This window comes from Trinickia soli (assembly GCF_002879855.1).
Lineage (GTDB): Bacteria > Pseudomonadota > Gammaproteobacteria > Burkholderiales > Burkholderiaceae > Trinickia > Trinickia soli.
On record NZ_PNYB01000014.1, the window covers coordinates 80943 to 103072 of the forward strand.

General features: G+C 63.8%; 16 protein-coding genes and 1 riboswitch. Of the genes, 3 read left to right on the forward strand and 13 right to left on the reverse strand.

What is annotated here, in order from left to right; translation table 11 throughout:
- Window positions 1-112: 112 nt before the first annotated feature.
- A riboswitch (TPP riboswitch) is annotated at window positions 113-244 on the reverse strand.
- A 305-nt stretch (window positions 245-549) separates the two neighbouring features.
- Entirely contained in the window at window positions 550-2313 is a 1764-nt protein-coding gene (locus C0Z19_RS17205; RefSeq protein WP_102611047.1) for an ABC transporter ATP-binding protein/permease, read from the forward strand.
- Window positions 2314-2347: 34 nt separating this feature from the next.
- On the opposite strand, the gene thpR is transcribed toward C0Z19_RS17205, so the two are convergent.
- The 4 genes from thpR to C0Z19_RS17225 form a co-directional block, all read right to left on the reverse strand.
- On the reverse strand, window positions 2348-2935 hold the full coding sequence (gene thpR, locus C0Z19_RS17210; protein WP_102611048.1) for an RNA 2',3'-cyclic phosphodiesterase: 588 nt from the start codon (window positions 2933-2935) through the stop codon (window positions 2348-2350).
- A 4-nt stretch (window positions 2936-2939) separates the two neighbouring features.
- Window positions 2940-4406 (reverse strand): glutamate synthase subunit beta, encoded by a 1467-nt coding sequence (locus C0Z19_RS17215; RefSeq protein ID WP_102611049.1) that lies wholly within the window; start codon window positions 4404-4406, stop codon window positions 2940-2942.
- Between the two features lie 180 nt (window positions 4407-4586).
- The gene (locus C0Z19_RS17220; protein ID WP_175084051.1) at window positions 4587-9287 is read right to left on the reverse strand and encodes a glutamate synthase-related protein; all 4701 of its coding nucleotides are present in this window, start codon (window positions 9285-9287) and stop codon (window positions 4587-4589) included.
- A gap of 449 nt (window positions 9288-9736) precedes the next feature.
- Entirely contained in the window at window positions 9737-10459 is a 723-nt protein-coding gene (locus tag C0Z19_RS17225) for a transposase (protein ID WP_102611051.1), read from the reverse strand.
- A 187-nt stretch (window positions 10460-10646) separates the two neighbouring features.
- Here C0Z19_RS17225 and C0Z19_RS17230 point away from each other — a divergent pair, with 187 nt between their 5' ends.
- Window positions 10647-11369 carry an OmpW/AlkL family protein gene (locus C0Z19_RS17230; RefSeq protein WP_102611052.1) on the forward strand — a complete coding sequence of 241 codons (723 nt, stop codon included), beginning with the start codon at window positions 10647-10649 and terminating at the stop codon, window positions 11367-11369.
- A gap of 383 nt (window positions 11370-11752) precedes the next feature.
- Window positions 11753-12130, forward strand: a complete 378-nt coding sequence (locus C0Z19_RS17235; RefSeq protein ID WP_102611126.1) for an ElaB/YgaM/YqjD family protein — start codon at window positions 11753-11755, stop codon at window positions 12128-12130.
- A gap of 75 nt (window positions 12131-12205) precedes the next feature.
- Here C0Z19_RS17235 and ugpQ read toward each other — a convergent pair whose 3' ends face one another.
- The 9 genes from ugpQ to C0Z19_RS17280 form a co-directional block, all read right to left on the reverse strand.
- Window positions 12206-12949, reverse strand: coding sequence for a glycerophosphodiester phosphodiesterase (gene ugpQ / locus C0Z19_RS17240; protein WP_102611127.1), 744 nt, complete (start codon window positions 12947-12949; stop codon window positions 12206-12208).
- A gap of 115 nt (window positions 12950-13064) precedes the next feature.
- Entirely contained in the window at window positions 13065-14150 is a 1086-nt protein-coding gene (locus C0Z19_RS17245) for a sn-glycerol-3-phosphate import ATP-binding protein UgpC (protein WP_102611053.1), read from the reverse strand.
- 19 nt (window positions 14151-14169) lie between these two features.
- Entirely contained in the window at window positions 14170-15015 is an 846-nt protein-coding gene (ugpE, locus tag C0Z19_RS17250) for a sn-glycerol-3-phosphate ABC transporter permease UgpE (RefSeq protein ID WP_102611054.1), read from the reverse strand.
- Entirely contained in the window at window positions 15012-15896 is an 885-nt protein-coding gene (ugpA, locus tag C0Z19_RS17255) for a sn-glycerol-3-phosphate ABC transporter permease UgpA (protein WP_102611055.1), read from the reverse strand. The genes ugpE and ugpA overlap by 4 nt, the downstream gene beginning before the upstream one ends.
- Before the next feature lie 163 nt (window positions 15897-16059).
- A complete protein-coding gene (gene ugpB, locus C0Z19_RS17260) occupies window positions 16060-17388 on the reverse strand; it encodes a sn-glycerol-3-phosphate ABC transporter substrate-binding protein UgpB (protein WP_102611056.1) in 1329 nt (442 codons plus the stop codon).
- A 99-nt stretch (window positions 17389-17487) separates the two neighbouring features.
- A complete protein-coding gene (locus C0Z19_RS17265; protein ID WP_102611057.1) occupies window positions 17488-18711 on the reverse strand; it encodes a deoxyguanosinetriphosphate triphosphohydrolase in 1224 nt (407 codons plus the stop codon).
- A 52-nt stretch (window positions 18712-18763) separates the two neighbouring features.
- Window positions 18764-19840, reverse strand: coding sequence for a 3-dehydroquinate synthase (gene aroB, locus C0Z19_RS17270; RefSeq protein ID WP_102611058.1), 1077 nt, complete (start codon window positions 19838-19840; stop codon window positions 18764-18766).
- Complete coding sequence (locus tag C0Z19_RS17275; RefSeq protein WP_425330285.1) at window positions 19837-20343, reverse strand: shikimate kinase; 507 nt, start codon at window positions 20341-20343, stop codon at window positions 19837-19839. The genes aroB and C0Z19_RS17275 overlap by 4 nt, the downstream gene beginning before the upstream one ends.
- 150 nt (window positions 20344-20493) lie before the next feature.
- The gene (locus C0Z19_RS17280) at window positions 20494-22128 is read right to left on the reverse strand and encodes a type IV pilus secretin PilQ (protein WP_233196179.1); all 1635 of its coding nucleotides are present in this window, start codon (window positions 22126-22128) and stop codon (window positions 20494-20496) included.
- Window positions 22129-22130 lie beyond the last annotated feature (2 nt).

Genomic DNA, 22130 nt, shown 5'->3' on the forward strand with positions numbered 1-22130 from the left:
ACTTGCGTACATAAGGACGAAACCGGCCGGTGGGGCCGGCCGGGCGTGCAGCATCGGAAAGATGCGGACGAGGCCCGGCGGGGAAGGACGATCCGACACGGAGCGTCCCACGCAAAGCGTTCCCGAAACTTCCCGCGCCGGTATTACCCGGATCGGGTGCGAAGGGTCTCTCTCAGCCTCGCGGCAGTGCGGCTTGGCGCCGTACCACCCACCTGCAACGTGCGAAGCACCCCTGTTTCGTCGACGGCCATTAGACCATAAAAGCCCGCGCGCCCGCAAACGCAGCGCATGCAAGCGCCGCGCGCGCAGTCAATTATTGGGGGGCAATGCGCCCGCGCTCGGCCCAGGTCTCGCGCTCTGGCACAATGTCCCATCGCCGGCTAGGACGATTTAACGTCGGCACGATACGCGCTGCTCGAACGCACGCAGTTAAGACTGGTTTAAGGGCCGCGGCCAACAATCCGCGGCAACGAGCACACGGCATGACGGCGGCGCGCATCGTTGCGCGACCCACCGGCGTCCGCTTGCGATTTACGATCGAAAAACACTATGACAGCGTCCCTGAATCCCGTACCCGCCCGCGACGATAAGCCGCTCGAGATTCGTTCGATCACAGCCTGGGGGCTTATCAAACCTTACTGGGTATCGGAGGAATGGAAGCTCGCGTGGGGGTTGCTGATCGCGATCGTCGCGATGAATCTGACCCTTGTCGGTTTCAATGTCTGGTTCAACCAGTGGTACGCGAAGTTTTACAATGCGTTGCAGACGAAGGACATGTCGCAGTTCACGCATTTGCTGATGCAGTTCACGCTGCTCGCGTTCGTGTTCGTTGCCCTCGCCGTCTACCGCGTCTATCTGCGGCAAATGCTCGAATTTCGCTGGCGACAATGGCTGACGCACCGCTTCCTGCGTGCGTGGCTCGGCGAACGAGCGTTTTATCGGATCGAGCGCGATCGACTCGCCGACAACCCGGACCAGCGGATCACGGACGACCTCCAATCGTTCGCCACCAATACGCTCGCGCTTTCGCTGGGGTTCCTGTCGAACATCGTCACGCTGTTCTCGTTCGTCACGATTCTGTGGACTGTCGCGGGGCCGCTGACGCTCAAGCTCGGCGGTTCGAACTGGGTGATTCCGGGCTACATGGTCTGGGCCGCGTGCCTGTATGCGATCGGAGGTTCGTATCTGATCTATCGAATCGGCCATCCGCTCGTGTCGATCACCTACCAGCAACAGCGCGTCGAGGCCGATTTCCGTTTCGGCCTGATCCGCGTGCGCGAAAACGCCGAGCAGATCGCTTTCTACGATGGCATGCGCACCGAGAACGCCAACGCGCAAAACATCTTCGCGCGCATTCGCGACAACTGGTCGCTCATCATGAAGTACACGCGGCGACTGAACTTCGCATCCAACTTCTACGGCCAGGCAGCGTTGATCTTTCCGCTCGTCCTCGCTGCGCCGCGCTACTTCGCCGGCGCGTTCGCGTTCGGCGTGCTGATGCAGATTCAAAACGCCTTCAATACCGTCAGCGATTCGTTTTCCTGGTTCATCAACAATTACTCGTCACTCGTCGACTGGCGCGCCACCGTCAACCGGCTTCGCGAATTCAGCCGGGTGATTCAAAGCACGCATATGCGCGAGGCGGCGTCGCCCGCCACCGAGCACGGCGGCATCAACCTGCATTACGTCGATGCGCCGACGCTCGAAACCAAGAACCTCCGACTCGCCCTGCCCAACGGCACACCGCTCGCCACGATTGCGGATATCACCGTCGAGCCCGGTGCGCGTTGGCTCGTCCGCGGCCCGTCGGGCTCGGGCAAGAGCACACTGCTGCGCGCGTTCGCCGGGCTCTGGCCATTCGGCGATGGCGCGATCGACGCGCCCGTCGGCGCGCGCACGATGTTCGTGCCGCAGCAAGGCTATCTGCCCATCGGCACGCTCAAAGCCGCGCTCGCCTATCCTTCGGCGGCCGATGCGTTCTCCGACGATGCCTGCCGTGAGGTGCTGCGCGCTTGCCGGCTCGAAGGGTATGCCGAACGGCTCGCCGAATCCGCGCATTGGACGCGCGTGCTGTCGCCGGGCGAGCAGCAGCGCCTCTCCTGCGCGCGCATTCTGCTGCACAAGCCCGATTTCCTTTTCCTCGACGAAGCCACGAGCGCGCTCGATACCGTCAATGAGGCGAACGTGTACCGCTTGCTGGCCGAACGGCTGCAGAAAACGGCGATCTTCAGCGTCGCCCATCGCGAGTCGCTGCTCGCTCTGCACGAACATGTGCTCGACATCGAGCGCGTCGACGAGCGGGTCGTGGCGTAACGACGCAGTTGCAGCGCAGTCGCGAAAGCCGCGCTCACGCGGCCGGCACGGCAACCGAGGCAAGCGCTTTGTAACGGGCGCCGTGACGGGCCAGCGTGCTCGAATAAAGCGTCAACGTGTCGAATCGGGGCGTGACTGCGAGCGTCGCCGCAGGGGGCGACGAGCATGGGCGACCGAGGGCCGGCTCACGCGCCGGTTGAACGGAACGCGCATATCGCGCCAGCGTGATATGCGGGCGAAACGGGCGATGATCGTCGATCGGCAACCCAAACCCCGCCACGAGCGCGCGCACGCGCCGTTCGAATCCGGCAAGCCCTTCGGCCGCCGAAAACGGCACGACGACGAGGCGCGGATGCGCAGCGCTCGGCCAGGTCTCGACGGGCTCGGCACGCTGCTCCGCCAACGGCGCGACAACCGAAGCGAGCTGCGCGGCAAGCCGCGCGCCCGTCGCAGGAGGGACCGTGCCGAGAAACGCGAGCGTCATATGCAGCTGATCGACGCTCACGCGCCGCGCTGCCGCGCCGACCGGCATCGCCGCCAGCGCATCGCGCGTGGCCACATCGGGCACGAGCGCGATGAAGCAGCGATGCCAATCGTCTTCGACGATCTCGCGCCCCGTCATACGATCAGCGCGGCAACTCCGAGCTGCCCATCAGGAACGCATCCACGGCACGCGCGCATTGGCGGCCTTCGCGAATCGCCCAGACGACGAGCGATTGACCGCGCCGCATGTCACCGGCCGTGAACACTTTATCGACTGACGTGTAGTACGCCCGCTCGCCCTCGGTCGAAGCACGCACATTGCCGCGCGCGTCCTTATCGACGCGGAAAGCGTCGAGCACCGGGGAAGCCGGCTGCGTGAAGCCCATCGCCAGCAACACGAGATCCGCCTTCATTTCGAACTCGGAGCCCGGCACTTCCTGCATCTTGCCGTCCTTCCACTCGACGCGGGCCCCGATCAGCTTCTCGACCTTGCCGTTCTTGCCCTCGAAGCGCTTGGTCGCAACCGACCAATCGCGGCTGCAGCCTTCCTCGTGCGAGGACGACGTGCGCAGCTTGATCGGCCAGTACGGCCACACGAGCGGCTTGTTTTCCTCTTCGGGCGGCTGCGGCAGCAATTCGAATTGCGTCACGCTCTTGGCGCCGTGGCGATTCGACGTGCCGACGCAGTCGGAACCCGTGTCCCCGCCGCCGATCACGACGACGTGCTTACCCTTGGCCAGCAGTTGGTCAGTGAGCTTGTCGCCCGCGTTGACCTTGTTCTGTTGCGGCAGGAACTCCATCGCATAGTGGATGCCGGCCAATTCGCGCCCGGGAACGGGCAGATCGCGCGGCGTCTCGGAGCCGCCCGCGATGACGACCGCATCGAACTGCTCCTTGAGCGCCGCGGGCGAAATCGTCTCCTTGGCCGTATTGCCGATGTAGGCCGGCAGCGATTCTTCGCCGACGAACACGTTCGTGCGGAAGGTGACGCCCTCGGCTTCCATCTGACGCATGCGCCGATCGATCAGCCACTTTTCGAGCTTGAAGTCGGGGATGCCATAGCGCAGCAGCCCGCCGATCCGATCGTTCTTTTCGAATACGGTCACCTCGTGACCGGCGCGCGCGAGTTGTTGCGCCACGGCCAGCCCGGCCGGTCCCGAACCAACGACGGCCACCTTCTTGCCCGTCTTCTTCTTCGGCGGCAGCGGCACGACCCAGCCTTCGGCCCATGCCTTGTCGATGATCGCGTGCTCGATCGACTTGATGCCGACGGGCTCGGCGTTGATCCCCAACGTGCAGGCCGCCTCGCAGGGCGCCGGGCAGATTCGTCCCGTGAATTCGGGGAAATTGTTCGTCGAATGGAGCACGTCGATCGCGCGCTGCCAGTCCTGGTGATAAACGAGATCGTTGAAGTCGGGGATGATGTTGTTGACCGGGCAGCCGTTGTTGCAAAACGGAATGCCGCAGTCCATACACCGCGCGCCTTGAACCTTCGCGTCCTCGTCGGTCAGCGCGAGAACGAACTCCTTGTAGTGCTTCAAGCGAGCGAGCGGGGCCTCGTACGACTCGTGGCGACGCTCAAACTCGAGAAAACCGGTTGCCTTGCCCATGGGGTGCTCTTCTATTCCAAATCGTCGGTATCGGGGTGGCCGGCGGGCCACGCGCGTCGAATCGGGGTCGATGTTGCTGTCGGAGTCGATCTCGATCGAGGCGCGCAGCCGGGTTCGCCGGCCGCTCGGGTCAGGTCGGGCGCGCGCACTCGAGCGCAGCGCCACACGTGCGGCGGCCGCTTACGCAGCCATCGCCTCCTTGGCCGCTTTCTTGGCAGCCAGCTCGCCGAGCGCACGCTTGTACTCGGTCGGGAAGACCTTGACGAACTGACGCCGCGACGCGTCCCAGTTCTCGAGCAGCGCCTTCGCGCGCGGCGACCCCGTGCATTGGAAGTGCTTCTCGATGAGACCCTTGAGCAGCGCTTCGTCGGTCACGCCCGTATGCCAGAGGCCGCGGTCGACCGTCCGCTCTTGCTCGGCTTGCTGCAGCACCGGCTCGAGCGCGACCATCGCCTTGTTGCACTTGCCCGCGAACGTGCCGTCGGCGTCGTAGACGAACGCGATGCCGCCCGACATGCCCGCCGCAAAGTTGCGTCCGGTTTCGCCGAGCACCACGACCGTGCCGCCCGTCATGTATTCGCAGCCGTGATCGCCCGTGCCCTCGACGACGGCGCTGGCCCCCGAGTTCCGCACGCAGAACCGCTCGCCCGCCACGCCGCGCAGATAGGCTTCACCCTCGAGCGCCCCGTACATGACCGTATTGCCGCAAATGATGTTCTCTTCGGACTTGCCGCGGAAATCGTTCGTCGGGCGGATGATGATGCGGCCGCCGGACAGCCCCTTGCCGACATAGTCGTTGCCGTCGCCGACGAGATCGAGCGTCACGCCGCGCGCGAGGAACGCACCGAAGCTCTGGCCCGCCGTGCCCTTCAACTGAATGTGAATCGAGTCGTCGGGCAGACCATCATGGCCGTGCTTCTTCGCGATCACGCCCGAGAGCATCGCGCCGACGCTGCGATTGACGTTGCGCACCGGCTGGATGAACGACACGTGCTCGCCGCTTTCGATCGCCGCGCGCGCCTTCTCGATCAGCGTGTGGTCGAGCGCACGCGCGAGGCCGTGATCCTGCTCCTCCACGTGCTTGCGGGCCACGTCGCTCGGCACCTTCGGCTGATAGAAGATGTTCGTGAAGTCGAGCCCCTTCGCCTTCCAGTGCTCGACGCCCTTCTTCATGTCGAGCAGATCGGCGCGGCCGATCAGATCCTCGAACCTGCGGATGCCCAGTTGCGCCATGATCTCGCGCACTTCCTCGGCAACGAAGAAGAAGTAGTTGACGACATGTTCGGGCTGGCCCTGGAACTTCGCGCGCAGCACGGGATCCTGCGTGGCCACGCCGACGGGGCAGGTGTTCAGATGACACTTGCGCATCATGATGCAGCCTTGGACGACGAGCGGAGCCGTCGCGAAGCCGAACTCGTCGGCACCGAGCAACGCACCGATGACGACATCGCGGCCCGTCTTCATCTGGCCGTCGGCCTGCACGCGGATACGGCCGCGCAGACGGTTCAGCACGAGGGTCTGTTGCGTCTCGGCCAAACCGAGCTCCCACGGCGTGCCGGCATGTTTGATCGACGACAACGGCGATGCGCCCGTGCCGCCGTCATGGCCCGCGATGACGACGTGGTCGGCCTTCGCCTTCGCCACGCCGGCGGCCACCGTGCCGACGCCGACTTCCGAGACGAGCTTGACCGAAATGCTCGACGCCGGGTTGACGTTCTTCAGATCGTGGATGAGCTGCGCCAGGTCTTCGATCGAATAAATGTCGTGGTGCGGCGGCGGCGAAATGAGGCCGACGCCCGGCACCGAGTATCGCAGCTTGCCGATGTACTCCGACACCTTGTGCCCCGGCAGCTGACCGCCCTCGCCGGGCTTCGCGCCTTGCGCCATCTTGATCTGGATCTGGTCGGCCGACGCAAGATACTCGGCCGTCACGCCGAAGCGGCCTGACGCCACCTGCTTGATCTTCGAGCGCAGCGAATCGCCGTCCTTCAACGGAATGTCGCGCACGACTTCGGAGCCGATCACGGAAGCGAGCGTATCGCCGTTCTTGATCGGAATGCCACGCAATTCGTTGCGGTAGCGGTTCTCGTCCTCGCCGCCCTCGCCTGTGTTCGACTTGCCGCCGATGCGGTTCATCGCGACGGCCAGCGTGGCATGCGCTTCGGTGCTGATCGAGCCGAGCGACATCGCGCCCGTCGCAAAGCGCTTGACGATTTCCTTGGCGGACTCGACTTCGTCGAGCGAAATCGCCTTGCTCGGTTCCACCTTGAACTCGAACAAGCCGCGGAACGTCATATGACGACGCGTCTGATCGTTGATCAGATGCGCGTATTCCTTGTACGTCTGGTACGAGTTGCTGCGCGTCGAATGTTGGAGCTTGGCGATCGCATCGGGCGTCCACATGTGATCCTCGCCACGCACGCGATACGCGTATTCGCCGCCGGCCTCGAGCATGTTGGCCAGCACGGGGTTCTCGCCGAATGCTTCGCGATGCAGGCGAATGGCTTCTTCGGCCACTTCGAAGAGGCCGATGCCGCCCACCTTGGAGGCCGTGCCCTTGAAGTACTTCTCGACCAGATCGCTCGCCAACCCGACCGCTTCGAAAATCTGCGCACCCGTGTACGACATGTAGGTCGAAATGCCCATCTTCGACATGACCTTGTGCAGGCCCTTGCCGATCGCCTTCGTGAAGTTGTACACGGCCTTTTCGGGCGAAAGATCGCCCTTGAGCCCTTGCGCCAGCTGCGCGAGCGTTTCCATCGCAAGATACGGATGGACCGCTTCCGCGCCGTAGCCGGCCAGCAGTGCGAAGTGATGGACCTCACGCGCGGAGCCGGTCTCGACGACGAGGCCCGTGCTCGTACGCAGCCCTTGCGACACGAGGTGCGTGTGGATGGCGGCCGTGGCGAGCAGCGCCGGGATCGCGACGTTGTCGCGATCGGTGCGGCGGTCGGACACGATCAGCATGTTGTAGCCGGACTTGACGGCGTCGACCGCTTCGGCGCACAGCGAGGCCAGCCGCGCCTCGATCCCTTCCTTGCCCCAGGCGACCGGATAGCAAATATTGAGCTCGTACGAACTGAACTTGCCGCCCGTGTACTGATCGATCGCGCGGATCTTCGCGATGTCCTTGAAGTCGAGCACCGGCTGCGACACTTCGAGCCGCATCGGCGGGTTGATGTTGTTCGTGTCGAGCAGGTTCGGCTTCGGCCCGACGAACGAGACGAGCGACATCACCATGTTTTCGCGGATCGGATCGATCGGCGGGTTCGTGACCTGGGCGAACAGCTGCTTGAAGTAGTGGTAGAGCGTCTTGTTCTTGTTCGACATGACCGCGAGCGGCGAATCGTTGCCCATCGAGCCGATCGCCTCTTCGCCTTGCTGCGCCATCGGCGCCATCAGGAACTTCAGATCTTCCTGCGTGTAGCCGAACGCCTGCTGACGGTCGAGCAAGGCGGCAGCCTCGCGACGCTCGGTAGCGACGTCTTCGGCGTTCGGCTCGATCTCGTCGAGCTTGATCCGCACGGCGTCGATCCAGCTCTTGTAGGGCTTGGCGTTGGCCAGGTTGTCCTTCAGTTCCTTGTCGCCGATGATGCGGCCGTGCTCCATGTCGATCAGGAACATCTTGCCCGGCTGCAGACGCCACTTCTTGACGATCTTCGATTCGGGGATCGGCAGCACGCCGGACTCCGAAGCCATGATGACGAGATCGTCTTCGGTGATGATGTAGCGCGCCGGACGCAGGCCGTTGCGGTCGAGCGTCGCGCCGATCTGGCGGCCGTCCGTGAAAGCGATCGCGGCCGGGCCGTCCCACGGCTCCATCATTGCGGCGTGGTATTCGTAGAAGGCGCGGCGGTTCTCGTCCATCAGCGTGTGCTGTTCCCACGCTTCGGGAATCATCATCATCATCGCGTGAACGAGCGGATACCCGGCCATCACGAGCAGCTCGAGGCAGTTGTCGAACGACGCCGTATCGGATTGTCCCGGGTAAATAAGCGGCCAGAGCTTGGGCAGATCGTCGCCCAGCACGGCGCTCGCGATGGCGCCCGTGCGCGCGTTAAGCCAGTTGACGTTGCCCTTCACCGTGTTGATTTCGCCGTTGTGGGCGATCATCCGGTACGGGTGAGCCAGTTCCCACGCGGGGAACGTGTTCGTCGAGAAGCGTTGATGCACGAGCGCGAGCGCGGAGACGACGCGCTCATCCTGCAAGTCGCGATAGTAGACGCCCACCTGGCCCGCCAGCAGCAGCCCCTTATAGACGACGGTGCGCGCCGACATCGACGGCACGAAGTATTCCTTGCCGTGCTTGAGCTTGAGCGCCTGGATACGGTGGCTGGCGGTCTTGCGGATGACGTAGAGCTTACGTTCGAGCGCGTCGGTCACCATGATGTCGCGCCCGCGGCCGATGAAAATCTGGCGGATCACGGGTTCGGTCGCCTTCACGGCCGGGGAGATCGGCATCGCGTGGTCGACGGGCACGTCACGCCAGCCCAGCACCACCTGCCCTTCCGCCTTCACCGTCCGTTCGAGTTCCTGCTCGCAGGCCAGACGCGACGCATGCTCCTTCGGCAGGAAAATCATCCCGACGCCGTACTCCCCGGCCGGCGGCAGCGTCACCCCCTGACGCGCCATTTCCTCGCGATAAAACGCGTCCGGAATCTGAATCAGGATCCCCGCGCCGTCGCCCATCAATGGATCGGCGCCCACGGCGCCCCGGTGATCGAGATTCTCGAGAATCTTCAGACCTTGCTGGATGATCTCGTGGCTCTTCTGGCCCTTAATGTGCGCGACGAAGCCGACGCCGCAGGCGTCATGCTCGTTGCTCGGGTCGTACAGACCTTGGGCGGCGGGGACCGAGCGGATCGGTTGGTGGTCGTTCATGAGGGGACACCGTCTATCAGAGGCCTTTGCGGCCGTTCGCATGGGGATGAGCGCAGGGATCGTCGTCGCCGGGCAACCATCGACCGGTCCGACATTTCACGCACTGCACTTGTCGCGGGTGACCGAGGGGTGGTGAGGCGCCGCGGGGCGGGTTGGGCTTATGGCCGTGGCACCCGCCGGAAATCGGAATATACGCGACGAATCAACTGAATAGCAAACAAAACGTGGTGATCGGACCCCAATAAAACAGATGCATCGAGTTGGTGCCTATTTAATAGGGCCGTATAAAATTGGGGCAAACAAAAACGGCATCGCATCGATCCGCTCCGGCAGCTCGATCGGGACTCTCGGCTGCGAGCGCGTTCGACGCGAAGCCGTCCTGGCTGCGCCGGCAAAACCAGAGGCGCGCCGAGCACAGCATCGCGCCCGGCGGCACGCCTTTCGTCGTATTATTGCTGCGACGTTTGCGGCGTCTGAGGTGTTTCGCGCGTCTTCTTGGGCCGTCCGCGGGGCAACGGCGAAACCCGCCGATTGGCGGCCCGTGCCGCCCACTCGCGATACGAATCGCCGCCGAGCACCCAACCCTTGAGCGTCGCCTGCTGCAACTCGTTGGCCTCGCGCTCGTCGAGCGGTTGCTCGCACAGATCCTTGTAGGCGCGTTGCCGTTCGAACGGCGTATTGCCGAGCGACCAATAAAGCGGGTGGTCAGTGACGAGGCTGTCGACGGTGAGCCCGATGTGATGCCGGTAGCTCGACCATCGGTAGTCTTCCGCCGCACTGACGAGTTGCGCGCGCACCGGGCATAGCTCGATGACGCGACTCGCGAGCAGGAAGTAGCGCTCGCCCTCGATGACGGTCGCGCGGTAACGCCCTTCCCAGAGCGTGCCGCGCCGGGCATAGCGGCGATTGAAGTGCGCAACGTAGCGACGGCCGACGGCCTGCATAGCCTTGGGCAGACTGGTCTCGTCACTGGGCGTGACGAGCAGTTGTACCGCGCCGGGCATGAGGACGTAGGCGTGAACGTCGAGATGATGGTCGCGCGAAGCGGCCTTCAGGCAATCGACGAAAAGCTCGTAATCCTGCTCGTCGACAAAGGCGGGCTGCTGATCGAGTCCGCGCAGGATGACGTGCTGCGGCTGTTTGGGGACGTAGAGACGTGCGAGCCGTGCCATGCTGGATTCCGTTTAGTACGTTGGTGGTTACCCCAAGGGACGATGCGTCGCTTCGGGCGTCTGCGACGACACACGTGGCTTTGAGTGAACACGCGCCACGCTTAGGGAGAATGCTCTAGCGTGCGCGCTTGGTTTGTTTCAAACCTTCTACTCATAATAGGCGGGCCTTTCATGGAGGAGCACATAGATGAAATTAAAACAGGCCATCACAGGGGCCGTCGCTGCGCTTGCTTGCGTACAGGCGGCTCATGCCCAAACGGCCGGGACCTTTTACGTCACATCGGGGTGGTTCCACTTCGCACCTCAAAGCGCCAGCGACCCGCTCGAAGTGCTGAGCGTCGGCGGAACGACCTTGAACGCATACCAGCCGAACACAGGCGCCCGCATCGACAGCTCCGATACGCTGGGCCTGAGCATCGGTTACTTCGTTACCGACCACATCTCCACCGAGTTTGAACTCGGTATTCCGCCGAAGTTCGACATCGACGGCGCCGATCAACTGGGTCAATTCGGCAAGCTCGGCAGCGCGAGGCAGTGGTCGCCTGCACTGCTGTTCAAATGGAACTTCATGAGCCCCACGGACAAGTTCCGTCCGTATGTGGGCCTGGGCGTCACACGCGTCTGGTTCACCGACGCCCAGATCACGAACGGCGCCTTCGTGCAAAACGTGTTGCATGGTCCGACCTCCGTCTCGACGGATCGTTCCTGGGCACCCGTGTTCAATGCAGGCTTCAACTATTCGTTCAATAAGCATTGGTTCGCCGGCTTGTCAATCTCGTACATCCCGGTGAGCGTGACGGCCAATCTCACGTCGACGAACGTCGGGCCCTTCGGCTTGACAGTTCAGACGCAAGCAAAGATCAGGCTCAACCCGATCGTCACCTTCGCCAAGGTCGGCTACGCCTTCTAAAGCGTAGGTCGAATTTCGACGCGTGCCTATCTGCCGCCGCCCCCGGGCGGCGGCGTTGTAATTTCGACCTTTGCCTGGTCGCCCTGATTACGTTTCGACGCGGGCCGTCTGCGCGCTCGTGCAAAGCCTGCCCGGCTCCCCGCGGTCCTCTTTCGGCGGCGCGCCCGGGCAGTCATGGACGGCCCGCAGCGCGCGGCCCGGCGTCGCTGGTCTGGCGTCGGGGGGCGTCGGGCGCACGGCGCGCACTCCTGTTATTGAGGCACTCACGCGCGCGCTCGCTTGCCCAGCGGATGGAACTGGCATCGAAGTTGCGTCGAAAGGGTTCTTCCCGCATCGGATTCGCGGGTACGTTCTTCCCGTTACCCATCGTCGACGGAGCGACCATGACCGCACTACCGAATACGCGAGACGCGCTCGAAACTTCCTGGAACAGCGCCGGCCGCCATGCGCGCCGCGTGGCGCGCCACAGCCGGCACGCCGCCGAGGACATCGGCAGCGAAATGCGCGACTTGCTCGCGGAGCTCGAACAAACCCTGGCCGACGGCACGCAGGCCGACGCCGCCGTGCTACGCGAACAGATGAGGAAACGTCTGGACGCCGCGCGTTCACGCCTTGACGGCGCGCGCGAAACGATTCGCGACCGCGCCGCCGCCACGCTGAGCGACGCACAGGGCTACATTCGCGAAAACCCGTGGGAGACGCTGGCCGTCGTAGGCGGCCTCGCCCTCGTGACGGGGTGGCTGCTCGCGCGCAGCCGCTAGCGACGGCCCCGGGTACGAGGGCTTGCACCCGGGGCGCATTGCCCGATCTGACCGACGGACCAGGCTGTACCTGGGCTAAGCGAGGAAGTCCGCCCCGATCAGATCGATGCGGTCGGTGCAAACGGCATCGACGCCCCAGTGCGCAAGCATGAGGGCGCGGGCTGGATCGTTGACCGTGTAAGCGAGGAGATGGAGACCTGCCGCTTTGATCCCGGCGACGAGTCCCGCGTCGAGCTTACGATGGTCGACATGAAGGGACACGCAGCCCAGCGCGTCGGTTTGCGCGCGCCAGTCCGGGGGCACCGCACCGAACAGCAAGCCGCGCGGCAGCTCCGGCTGCTCGTCGCGCGCGGCCGCGAGCGCGTCGAACGAGAACGACGACAACAGCGGCGGCGGTTCGACGCCTTGCCACAAGCGTGCGGCTTCTTGCGCGACGAGACGCCCGGTTACGACCTCGCGACCGGGACAAGGCTTGATCTCGATATTCGCCGCCAGTCCCAGCGCAACACATCGCTCGTGAACCTGGACCAGCGTAGGCATGCGCTCGTCGCGAAAACGCGTATCGAACCAGCTGCCGGCGTCGAGCGCCGCCAGTTCCGTGTAAGTCTTACGCGCTGCCGCGCCACGCCCGTTCGAAGTTCGATCGACCGTGTCGTCGTGCAGCAGGAAGGGGACATCGTCGGCCGACAGCTTCGCGTCGAACTCGATCATCCTGAGTCCGAGCCGCGCGCCCGTCTCGATCGCGGCCAGTGTGTTTTCGGGGGCGAGCGCGCCGCCGCCGCGATGGGCGACGATGCGTGGGTATGGCCAGTCAGGCATGGGAATCGTCCGTGCGCTCGTCATCGTGGTGAGTGGTGAGTGGTGATCGTCATCGCTTCCTTCTGCGCTTTACGCGAACTGCGCCGCCGCCGGGCAGCCGCCGGCGGCGCGTCGCTCAAAGCGCACGTTTGCCCGACGCCGGATCGAAGAAATGCAGATGCTCGGCGGGCAGCGCGGCCGGCACGGCTTCGCCGCGCTGCGGCCGATTCACGTGCGCAAGTCGCACCGTTACGTCGTGCGCGCCCCACCGGCCATGAGCGAGATTATCGGCGCCGAGCAATTCGCATGAATCCACAATCAGCGACGCCTGCGGGCCACCGGCACGCGGGGTCATGTGTTCTGGGCGAATGCCCAGAATCCACTCGCGCCCGCCTGCGATCTCGCGGCCCACACCGGCCGCACCCGCGACCGCCAGCGTGGGGCCGCCGCCGGACACTTCAAAGGCCGAGCCATCCTCACTGAGCTTGCCCGACAACAAATTCATGGCCGGCGAACCGATGAAACCCGCGACGAACACCGTGGCGGGGCGCTCGTAGACTTCCGTGGGCGCCCCGATCTGTTCGGCGTGACCTCGGTTCATCACGATGACGCGCTGAGCGAGCGTCATCGCTTCGATTTGATCGTGCGTCACATAGAGGCTCGTCGTCGCGAGCCGCGCATGCAGACGCTGGATTTCAAGACGCATCTGGACGCGCAGCTTCGCATCGAGGTTGGATAGCGGTTCGTCGAACAGAAACACAGAAGGCTCGCGCACGATCGCGCGCCCCATTGCAACGCGTTGCCGCTGGCCGCCCGACAGCTCGCGCGGCTTACGTGCCAATAGAGGCTCGAGCTCGAGAATCTTCGCAGCCGCCGCGACGCGCGCCGCGATCGTGTCCCGTTCGATTCCGCGAATCTTGAGCCCGTACGACATGTTTTCCTGGACGCTCATGTGCGGATAGAGCGCATAGTTCTGGAACACCATCGCAATATCGCGATCTTTCGGCTCCAAGCGGTTGACCACGCGGTCGCCGATCGCGATCTCCCCTTCTGAGACGCTTTCCAGGCCCGCCACCATCCTCAGCAGCGTCGACTTGCCGCAGCCCGACGGGCCGACAAGCACGACGAACTCTCCGTCGGCCACGTCGACATCGATGCCATGCAATACGAACTGCTTGCCGTCGTACGTCTTGCGTACGCCTTGTAGTGTCAACCCTGACATGCCGAGTGTTTCCTTTCGATCATTTTTCCGCATCCACGAGGCCGCGCACGAACCACCGCTGCATCGCGATGACGACGACGAGCGGCGGCAACATGGCGAGCAGCGTGGCAGCCATCACGAGATGCCACGCGGTCGCGGTGTCCCCGCTTGCGATCATCGATTTGATGCCGACGACGGCCGTCGTCAGCGATTGTTCGTTCGTGATCAGAATGGGCCAGAGATACTGGTTCCAGCCGTAGATGAAGGTGATGACGAACAGCGCTGCGATGTTCGTTTTCGACAACGGCAGCACGACGTCATAAAAGAAGCGCAGCGGTCCCGCTCCGTCGATGCGCGCCGCATCCATGAGTTCGTCGGGCAGCGTCATGAAGAACTGGCGAAAAAGGAACGTGGCCGTTGCGGAGGCGATGAGCGGTAGCGTGAGCCCCGCATACGTGTTCGTCAGGTGCATCGACGAGACGACCTGCACGGTCGGGAAAATGCGCACCTCGACGGGCAGCATCAGTGTCACGAAGATCAGCCAGAACGCCGTGTTGCGCAGCGGAAAGCGGAAAAAGACGATCGCATAAGCCGAGATGATCGACACCGCGATCTTGCCGACGGCAATCGCCAGCGCCATCACCAGGCTGTTGAGCAACATCCGGCCGAACGGGCTGGCGGCATTGCCGGTTCCATGCGACCAGACATTGGCGATGTTTTCCAGCAAATGCGTGCTCGGCACGAGCGAAAGCGGCACGGTGAACACTTCATGTTCGCTCATCGTCGCCGCGCAGAACGCCACATAAACGGGAAACGCGACGAGTACGACGCCGGCGATCAAAACGACATGGCAAAACAGATCGAAGCCTTTGCGATTCTCGATCATGCGTATTGCACCTTGCGTTCGATGAAGCGGAACTGGACCACCGTCAAACCGACGACGATCGCCATCAACACGACCGACTGCGCCCCGGAACTGCCGATATCGAGCCCCTGGAAACCTTCGGCGAAGATTTTATAGATCAGCGTCTTCGTGGCTTGAGCCGGCCCGCCGCCCGTCGCCGCATCGATCACGGGGAAAGTGTCGAAGAACGCATAGACGACATTGACCACGAACAAGAAGAAGGTGGTCGGCGACAACAGCGGCAGCGCAATGCCGAAAAAACGGCGTACCGGCCCGGCGCCGTCGATGGCCGCGGCCTCGATCAGCGAACGCGGAATGGCCTGCAAACCCGCGTAGAAGAACAAAAAGTTGTAACTCACCTGCTTCCAGACCGAAGCCAGCACCACGAGGGTCATCGCCTGGCTGCCGTTCAACGCGTGGTTCCAGACGATGCCGCCCTTCGCCAGTGCGTAGGTGACGAGCCCGATGCTGGGGTTGAACAGGAACGCCCACAACACGGCGGCGATCGCAGGCGCGACGGCGTAAGGCCAGATCAGCAACGTGCGGTACAGCTTCGCGCCGCGCGTGACGCGATCTGCGCAAGCCGCGAGCAGCAGCGAAACGACGAGACCCGACACGGTGACGAGCGCACTGAACACCAGCGTCGTCTTGAACGAATCGAGATAAAGCGGATCGGCAAACAAATGCGCGAAATTGGCGAGCCCGACGAATTCGCTCGAAGTGCCGAAAGCGTCCTGCATTTGCGTGGATTGCCATAGCGCGACGCCGGCCGGCCAAAGAAAGAAGAGCCCGGTGATGGCCAACTGTGGCGCAATCAACAGGTAAGGCAATGCGCTCGCGGCGAAACGGGAACGTTCGTGCATGAAGGGTGTTTCCGTTAATGCGATGCGCCGTCGCTCGGCTCCGGGAAAACGGAATCAGCCAAGCGGACGGCGAGCCGGACAAAGTGTGCGTCGCGCGGTGCGCGGCGCACGGACGTGAGAGCCCGACGCGCAGAACACGCATCGGACGTCATCGATCGCTCGCTTACTGCGCCGATTGCTGGAAACGCCGCAACAGCTCGTCGCCGCGGCTCGCGGCCGAATCGAGCGCAGCCTGAGGCGTCTTCTTCTGCGCCCACACCTGCTCCAGCTCTTCATCCACCACGGTACGAATCTGCGGCATGTTGCCAAGACGCAGTCCCTTCGTGTACGGCAGCGGCGGCTTGTTCAGCATCTGCTTGATCGCTGTGTCGGCCCCAGGGTTTTTCGCGTAGAAGCCTTGTGAGCGCGCGAGATCGTAAGCGGCCGTCGTCACGGGCAGATAGCCCGTATCTTCGTGCCACTTGGCCGCCACGGCCGGCGACGAAAGGTATGCGAGGAATTTCGCCACGCCCTTATAGACGTTCGGATCCTTGCCCGCAAGCACCCACAGGCTGGCGCCGCCGATGATCGCGTTTTGCGGCGCGCCCTTCACGTTCGCGTCGTACGGCATCATGCCCGTACCAAAATCGAACTTCGCGTACTTGCGAATCGTGGCGAGCGAGCCCGACGAATTGGTCAGAATCGGGCAGTCTCCGCTATAGAACTTCGAGACTGCCTCGTCCTTGCGGCCCACATAGGTGAACGTGCCTTGCTTCGCCATCTCCTGCAAGAACCTGATATGGGCGACTTGTTGCGGCTTGTTGAATTCGAGCTTTGCGTCCAGGCCGTCGAACCCGTTGTTTTCCGATGCGAACGGCAGGCCGTGCCACGCACTGTAATTCTCGAGTTGAATCCAGCCTTGCCAGCCTGTGGTGAAGCCGCAGCTCGAGCCCGCTGCTTTCAGCTTTTCGGCGTCGGCTCGCACTTCGTCCCATGTCTTGGGCGGCTGATTCGGATCGAGCCCGGCCTTCTTGAATGCTTCCTTGTTGTAGTAGAGAACGGGCGTCGAGCTATTGAACGGCATCGACACGAGTTCGCCCGTCTTGGCGTCGCTGTAGTAGCTCGCAATGGTCGGCACGAAGGCCTTTTGGTCGAGCGGCATCCCCGCTTGCTTGAAGACTTCCGTGACCGGCACGACGGCCTTGTTCGCCGCCATCATCGTGGCCGTGCCCACTTCATAGACCTGGAGAATCGCCGGCGCATTGCCGCTGCGATAGGCGGCGATGCCTGCTGCGAGCGTTTGGTCGTAAGTACCCTTGAAGACGGGCACAATCTTGTAATCGCTCTGCGAGCGATTGAAGTCGTTCGCGATGTCGTTCACGCGCTCGCCCAGCGCCGCTTCCATCGCGTGCCAGAACTGAATCTCCGTCGCGGCCAGGGCCGCCTGGCTTACACCGATGAGGAGCACGCCCCCGAGCGCCAGCGAACGAACCAGCGTTTTACACCTGTTCATTTAGTTCTCCTAAAAGTCATGTGACGACGAAACTGCCGTGTCGCGTCGCACTATCGGGCTCTATCCGGCACCATGCCGCGTACCTGCCGGGGCGGTAGTCTAACTATCGTTGATGACAAACAGACGTTGATATTCTTTCAACGCATACCGATCCGTCATGCCGGCGATGTAATGCGCGATGAGTCGCGGCTGGGCGGCCTCATCGTCAGCCTGGTAGGCGGGCGGCAACAGGCGCGGATCCTCACTGAACGCCTCGAACAACCCGCGGATCACGCGGCGCGCCTTGCTCGCCATGCGCATGACGCGGTAATGCCGATACAGATTCCTGAACAAGAAGCGCTTCAATTGCGCCGCCTGCGCCGCCACGGCGCCGCTGTGCGCAACGAGCGCAGGCGCCGCACGCACCGCATCGAGCGACCGCGGCGCGGAGTCGGCCAGATTGCGCCGCGTCGTATCGATGAGATCGACAATGAGCGTATTGATCATGCGACGCACCGTCTCATGCACCATGCGACGCCCGTCGAGTTGCGGATGCTCGCGCCTCGCATCTTCATAATGCGTCTGCCACAGCTCGACGTGCGAGAGTTGCTCGATCGTCAGAAGCCCGGAACGCAAACCATCGTCGACATCGTGATTGTTATAGGCGATTTCATCGGCAATGTTCGCAATTTGCGCTTCGAGCGATGGACGCTTGCCGGTCAGGAAGCGTTCGCCCAGATCGCCCAGTCTCAGGGCATTTTCGCGCGAACAGTGTTTCAAAATGCCTTCGCGCGTTTCGAAGCAGAGATTGAGCCCGTTGAAGCCGCCGTAGTGCTCTTCGAGTTCGTCCACGACGGCAAGGCTCTGCAAATTGTGCTCGAAGCCACCGTGCGCCTGCATGCATTCGTTCAACGCGTCTTGCCCCGCGTGGCCGAACGGCGTGTGTCCCAGATCGTGTGCCAGCGAAATCGCTTCGACGAGATCCTCGTTGACGCGCAGATTGCGCGCGACAGAGCGCGCGATTTGCGCGACCTCCAGGCTGTGCGTGAGCCGCGTCCGAAAGAGATCGCCTTCGTGATTGACGAATACCTGCGTCTTGTATTCGAGACGCCGGAAGGCCGTGGAATGGACAATGCGATCGCGGTCGCGCTGAAATTCGGTGCGCGCCGAGGGCGGCGCTTCGGGGAAGCGGCGGCCGCGCGATTGAGCCGAGTGCGCAGCATACGGCGCGAGATGGGACTCGAGCATGGCGAGCGTCGGCGGCTTGACCAGCAGCGAGCGCTCGTCACCATTCGCCGATATGGCCTCCGCGGGATCGCGCGTTCGGTCAGCCTTGTCGCTCATCGTTTCCCCTCTCGCATCGGGTCTGCTCTCGCTGCATGCGACGCAGCGCGGCTCAGAGGCACGCGGTCAGCGTCGCTCGCAGTGCATCCTCCGGAACGTCCGTGATCAAAGTGCCGCCAAGCTGATTGAGCAGCACGAACCTGATCGCACCCGCCTCGGCCTTCTTGTCGACCTTCATGAGTTCGATATAACGGTCTTCGCCAAGCGCTGGCGCGCGGGTCGGCAATCGGGCGGCTTCGATGACGGCGAGCAGCCGCTTGCGCACCGCTTCATCCAGATGACCGACGCGCACCGACAGATCGGCGGCCATCACCATGCCGCACCCGACCGCCTCACCGTGCAGCCATTGCCCATAGCCAAGCCCCGCCTCGATTGCATGACCGAACGTGTGGCCGAAATTGAGGATTGCACGCAATCCTCCCTCGCGCTCGTCGGCCGCGACAACCGAGGCCTTCAGCTCGCACGACCGCTTGACGGCATGGGCAAGCGCTTCCGGCTCGCGTCGATTCAGTGCGTCCATGTTCGCTTCGAGCCACTCGAAAAACGCGGCGTCGGCGATCGCAGCCGTCTTGATGATCTCCGCGATGCCCGCCGCAAGTTCGCGCTCGGGCAACGTACGCAGGGCGCCGATATCGGCGACGACCGCCTGCGGCTGGTAAAACGCGCCGATCATGTTCTTGCCGAGCGGATGGTTGATACCGGTCTTGCCGCCCACGGACGAATCGACCTGCGACAGCAGCGTCGTCGGCACCTGGATGAACGGCACGCCTCGCATATAGCAGGCGGCGGCGAAGCCGGTCATGTCGCCGATCACGCCGCCGCCGAGCGCGATCAGCGTGGTCTTGCGATCGGCCTGCGCGGACAGCAGCGCGTCGAAGATGCAATTGAGCGTCTCCCAGTGCTTGAACGCCTCGCCGTCCGGCAGCACGACGGTCGACACCTGCTTGCCGAGAGGCGCCAGCGCGTTCCGCAGCGACTCGCCGTAGAGCGGCTCGACGGTTTCGTTCGTTACGATCGTTACGGACGCTCCCGCGATATGCGGCGCAAACAAGTCGGTCCGACCGATCAGGTCGGCACCGATGCGGATCGGGTAGGAGCGTTCGCCGAGATCGACGTTGACGGTAATCATGACTGTGTCTGCTTCGTAATGCCGGCCATCTCGAGCTGCATGAGCACCATGTTGACTAGCCCATTGACGGACGGCCGCCCGGTTTCGACGATGAAGTGCGCGCATTCGCGATAAAGCGGATCGCGCTCGCTGTACAAGGCTTCGAGCTTCGCCTTGGGATCCTCTGTTTGCAGCAGCGGACGGTTCTTGTCTTTCCGCGTGCGCAACCATAAATCGTGCGGGTTGGCGCGAAGATAAACGACCAGCCCGCGATCGTGCAGAAATGCCCGGTTTTCCGGACGCAAGACCGCGCCGCCGCCTGTCGCCAACACAATGGCTTCGCGCGCCGACAGTTCCGCGATCACCTGTGCCTCGCGCTCGCGAAAGCCGGCCTCGCCCTCGAGCTCGAATATGACGGGAATGCGTGCTCCCGTGCGGGCTTCGATTTCGTGATCGCTGTCGAAGAACGGGCGACCGAGCCGGCGCGCCACGGCGCGGCCCACGGTGGTCTTACCTGCCCCCATGAGCCCCACGAAAAAAATGTTGGTGTTGGCGCCCCGCTCTTGCAACGTATCCTCTGCTCAATCCGCTATGGTTCGTGGCGCAGCTTACTGGCAAAGCCGCCGCCTTGTCGAGTGCGCCGGCTCCCCGGGGGGCCCGGCCAGGCTTGCCGGTCAATCGGTCGGAACGATCCGCGCCGTGATGAAAACGGCGAGTTCCGTGCGCTGCTCGCGCATCGCCCGATGGCGAAACAACGCGCCCAGCAGCGGTATTTTGCCTAACAGCGGCACACGCGTCACATCGTCGCGATCCTGACTCTCATAAATGCCGCCTATCGAGAAGGTACCGCCATCCTCCACTTCTACCCGTGTGCGCACGTGTTTCGTGTCGATCGCAGGACCGCCGGCGGTCGGTTTGCCGACACTGTCTTTCGAGATATCGAGGTCGAGAATCACGCGCCCCGCGGGCGTGATGCGCGGTTCGACTTCGAGCTTCAGACTGGCGCGGCGAAACTGCACGCCCGACACGCCGTTGCGCACCTTGGCCTGATACGGCAGCTCGGTGCCCTGCTCGACGAGCGCCTTCGTTCGATCCGCCGTGACGATGCGCGGGCTCGACACGATCTGCCCCCGGCCCTGGGCCTCCAAAGCAGACAATTCCGCCGTCACGAGCCGCGTGGCGCCCGCGGCGAAAAGGGTCAGGCCGGCCGTCGCCGCCTCGACGCCGGCAATCGCGCGCGCCGAGACATCGTACACGACACCCTCTTTCCCGCCGCCGAGTCCCACCGAAGGGGGATCGGCATCGGGCTTGACGCCTGCCGTTCGCATCGACAAGCGCGCGCCCAATTCACGCGAGAATCCGTGTTCACCCTCGACGATGCGCGCCTCGATCAATACCTGGCGATTCGGCTTGTCGATTGCGTCGATCAGTTGCGCCACCTGATCGAGACGCGCGGCCAAATCGGTAACGAACAGCAGGTTCGTGCGCGTATCGGCCATCGCAGCCCCGCGCTTGGACAGCACACGCTGCGCGCCAGGCGCCGTCAGCAGACGCTGAACCTCGTCGGCGCGTGGGTAGCTGAGCGCAAACGTTCGGCTCGCGAGCGGCTCGAGGTCCGCCGCGCGCGCATGCGCCTCGAAGCGCTGACGCTCGCGCGCCGCCAGTTCCGCCAGCGGGGCAACCCAGATCACATTGCCGCGCCGGGACATCGCCAAGCCATGCGCATCGAGCAACGCGTCGAATGCAGTGCGCCACGGCACGCCGTTGAGGCTTAGCGAGACAAGGCCGCGCACACGCTCGCCAGCCACGATGTTCAGGCCGGTGAAGCGCGCGAAGGCATCCAGCACATCGGCCAGCTCGGCGTTTTTGAACCGCATCGTGATCGGCCGCTCGACGTCGGTTTGGCCCCTCCACCCGGTGTTGACCATCACCCCATCGCTCATGCGAGCCGCGGGCGCCAGCGGCACCGGCGGCCCCTCGAGCACGGGGGCAGGCGGCCCGCCCTGGGCAGGCGCAACGGTGGGGCCGGCGCCGACGACTGGCGGCATGGGCCCGCTGGCGTCAGCCGAAGCTTCATCTTCATCGTATCCGCCGCTCTGCGCATCGCCCTCACCGCCAGGAAGCGGCGGCGCCCCCTCGTTGGGCCATGCGGAGCCGGATCGGCCTGCGTCGATATCGGCCAGCAACGCGGGCGGCAACGGCGGCATCGGCGCCGGATTCTGCCCCACGGCGCTTGTCGATACAAACAACGCAGCCGCAAAGCCCGAATAACAGACGGCCCCCATGGCGCTCCGGCCTCGCAGGCGCATGC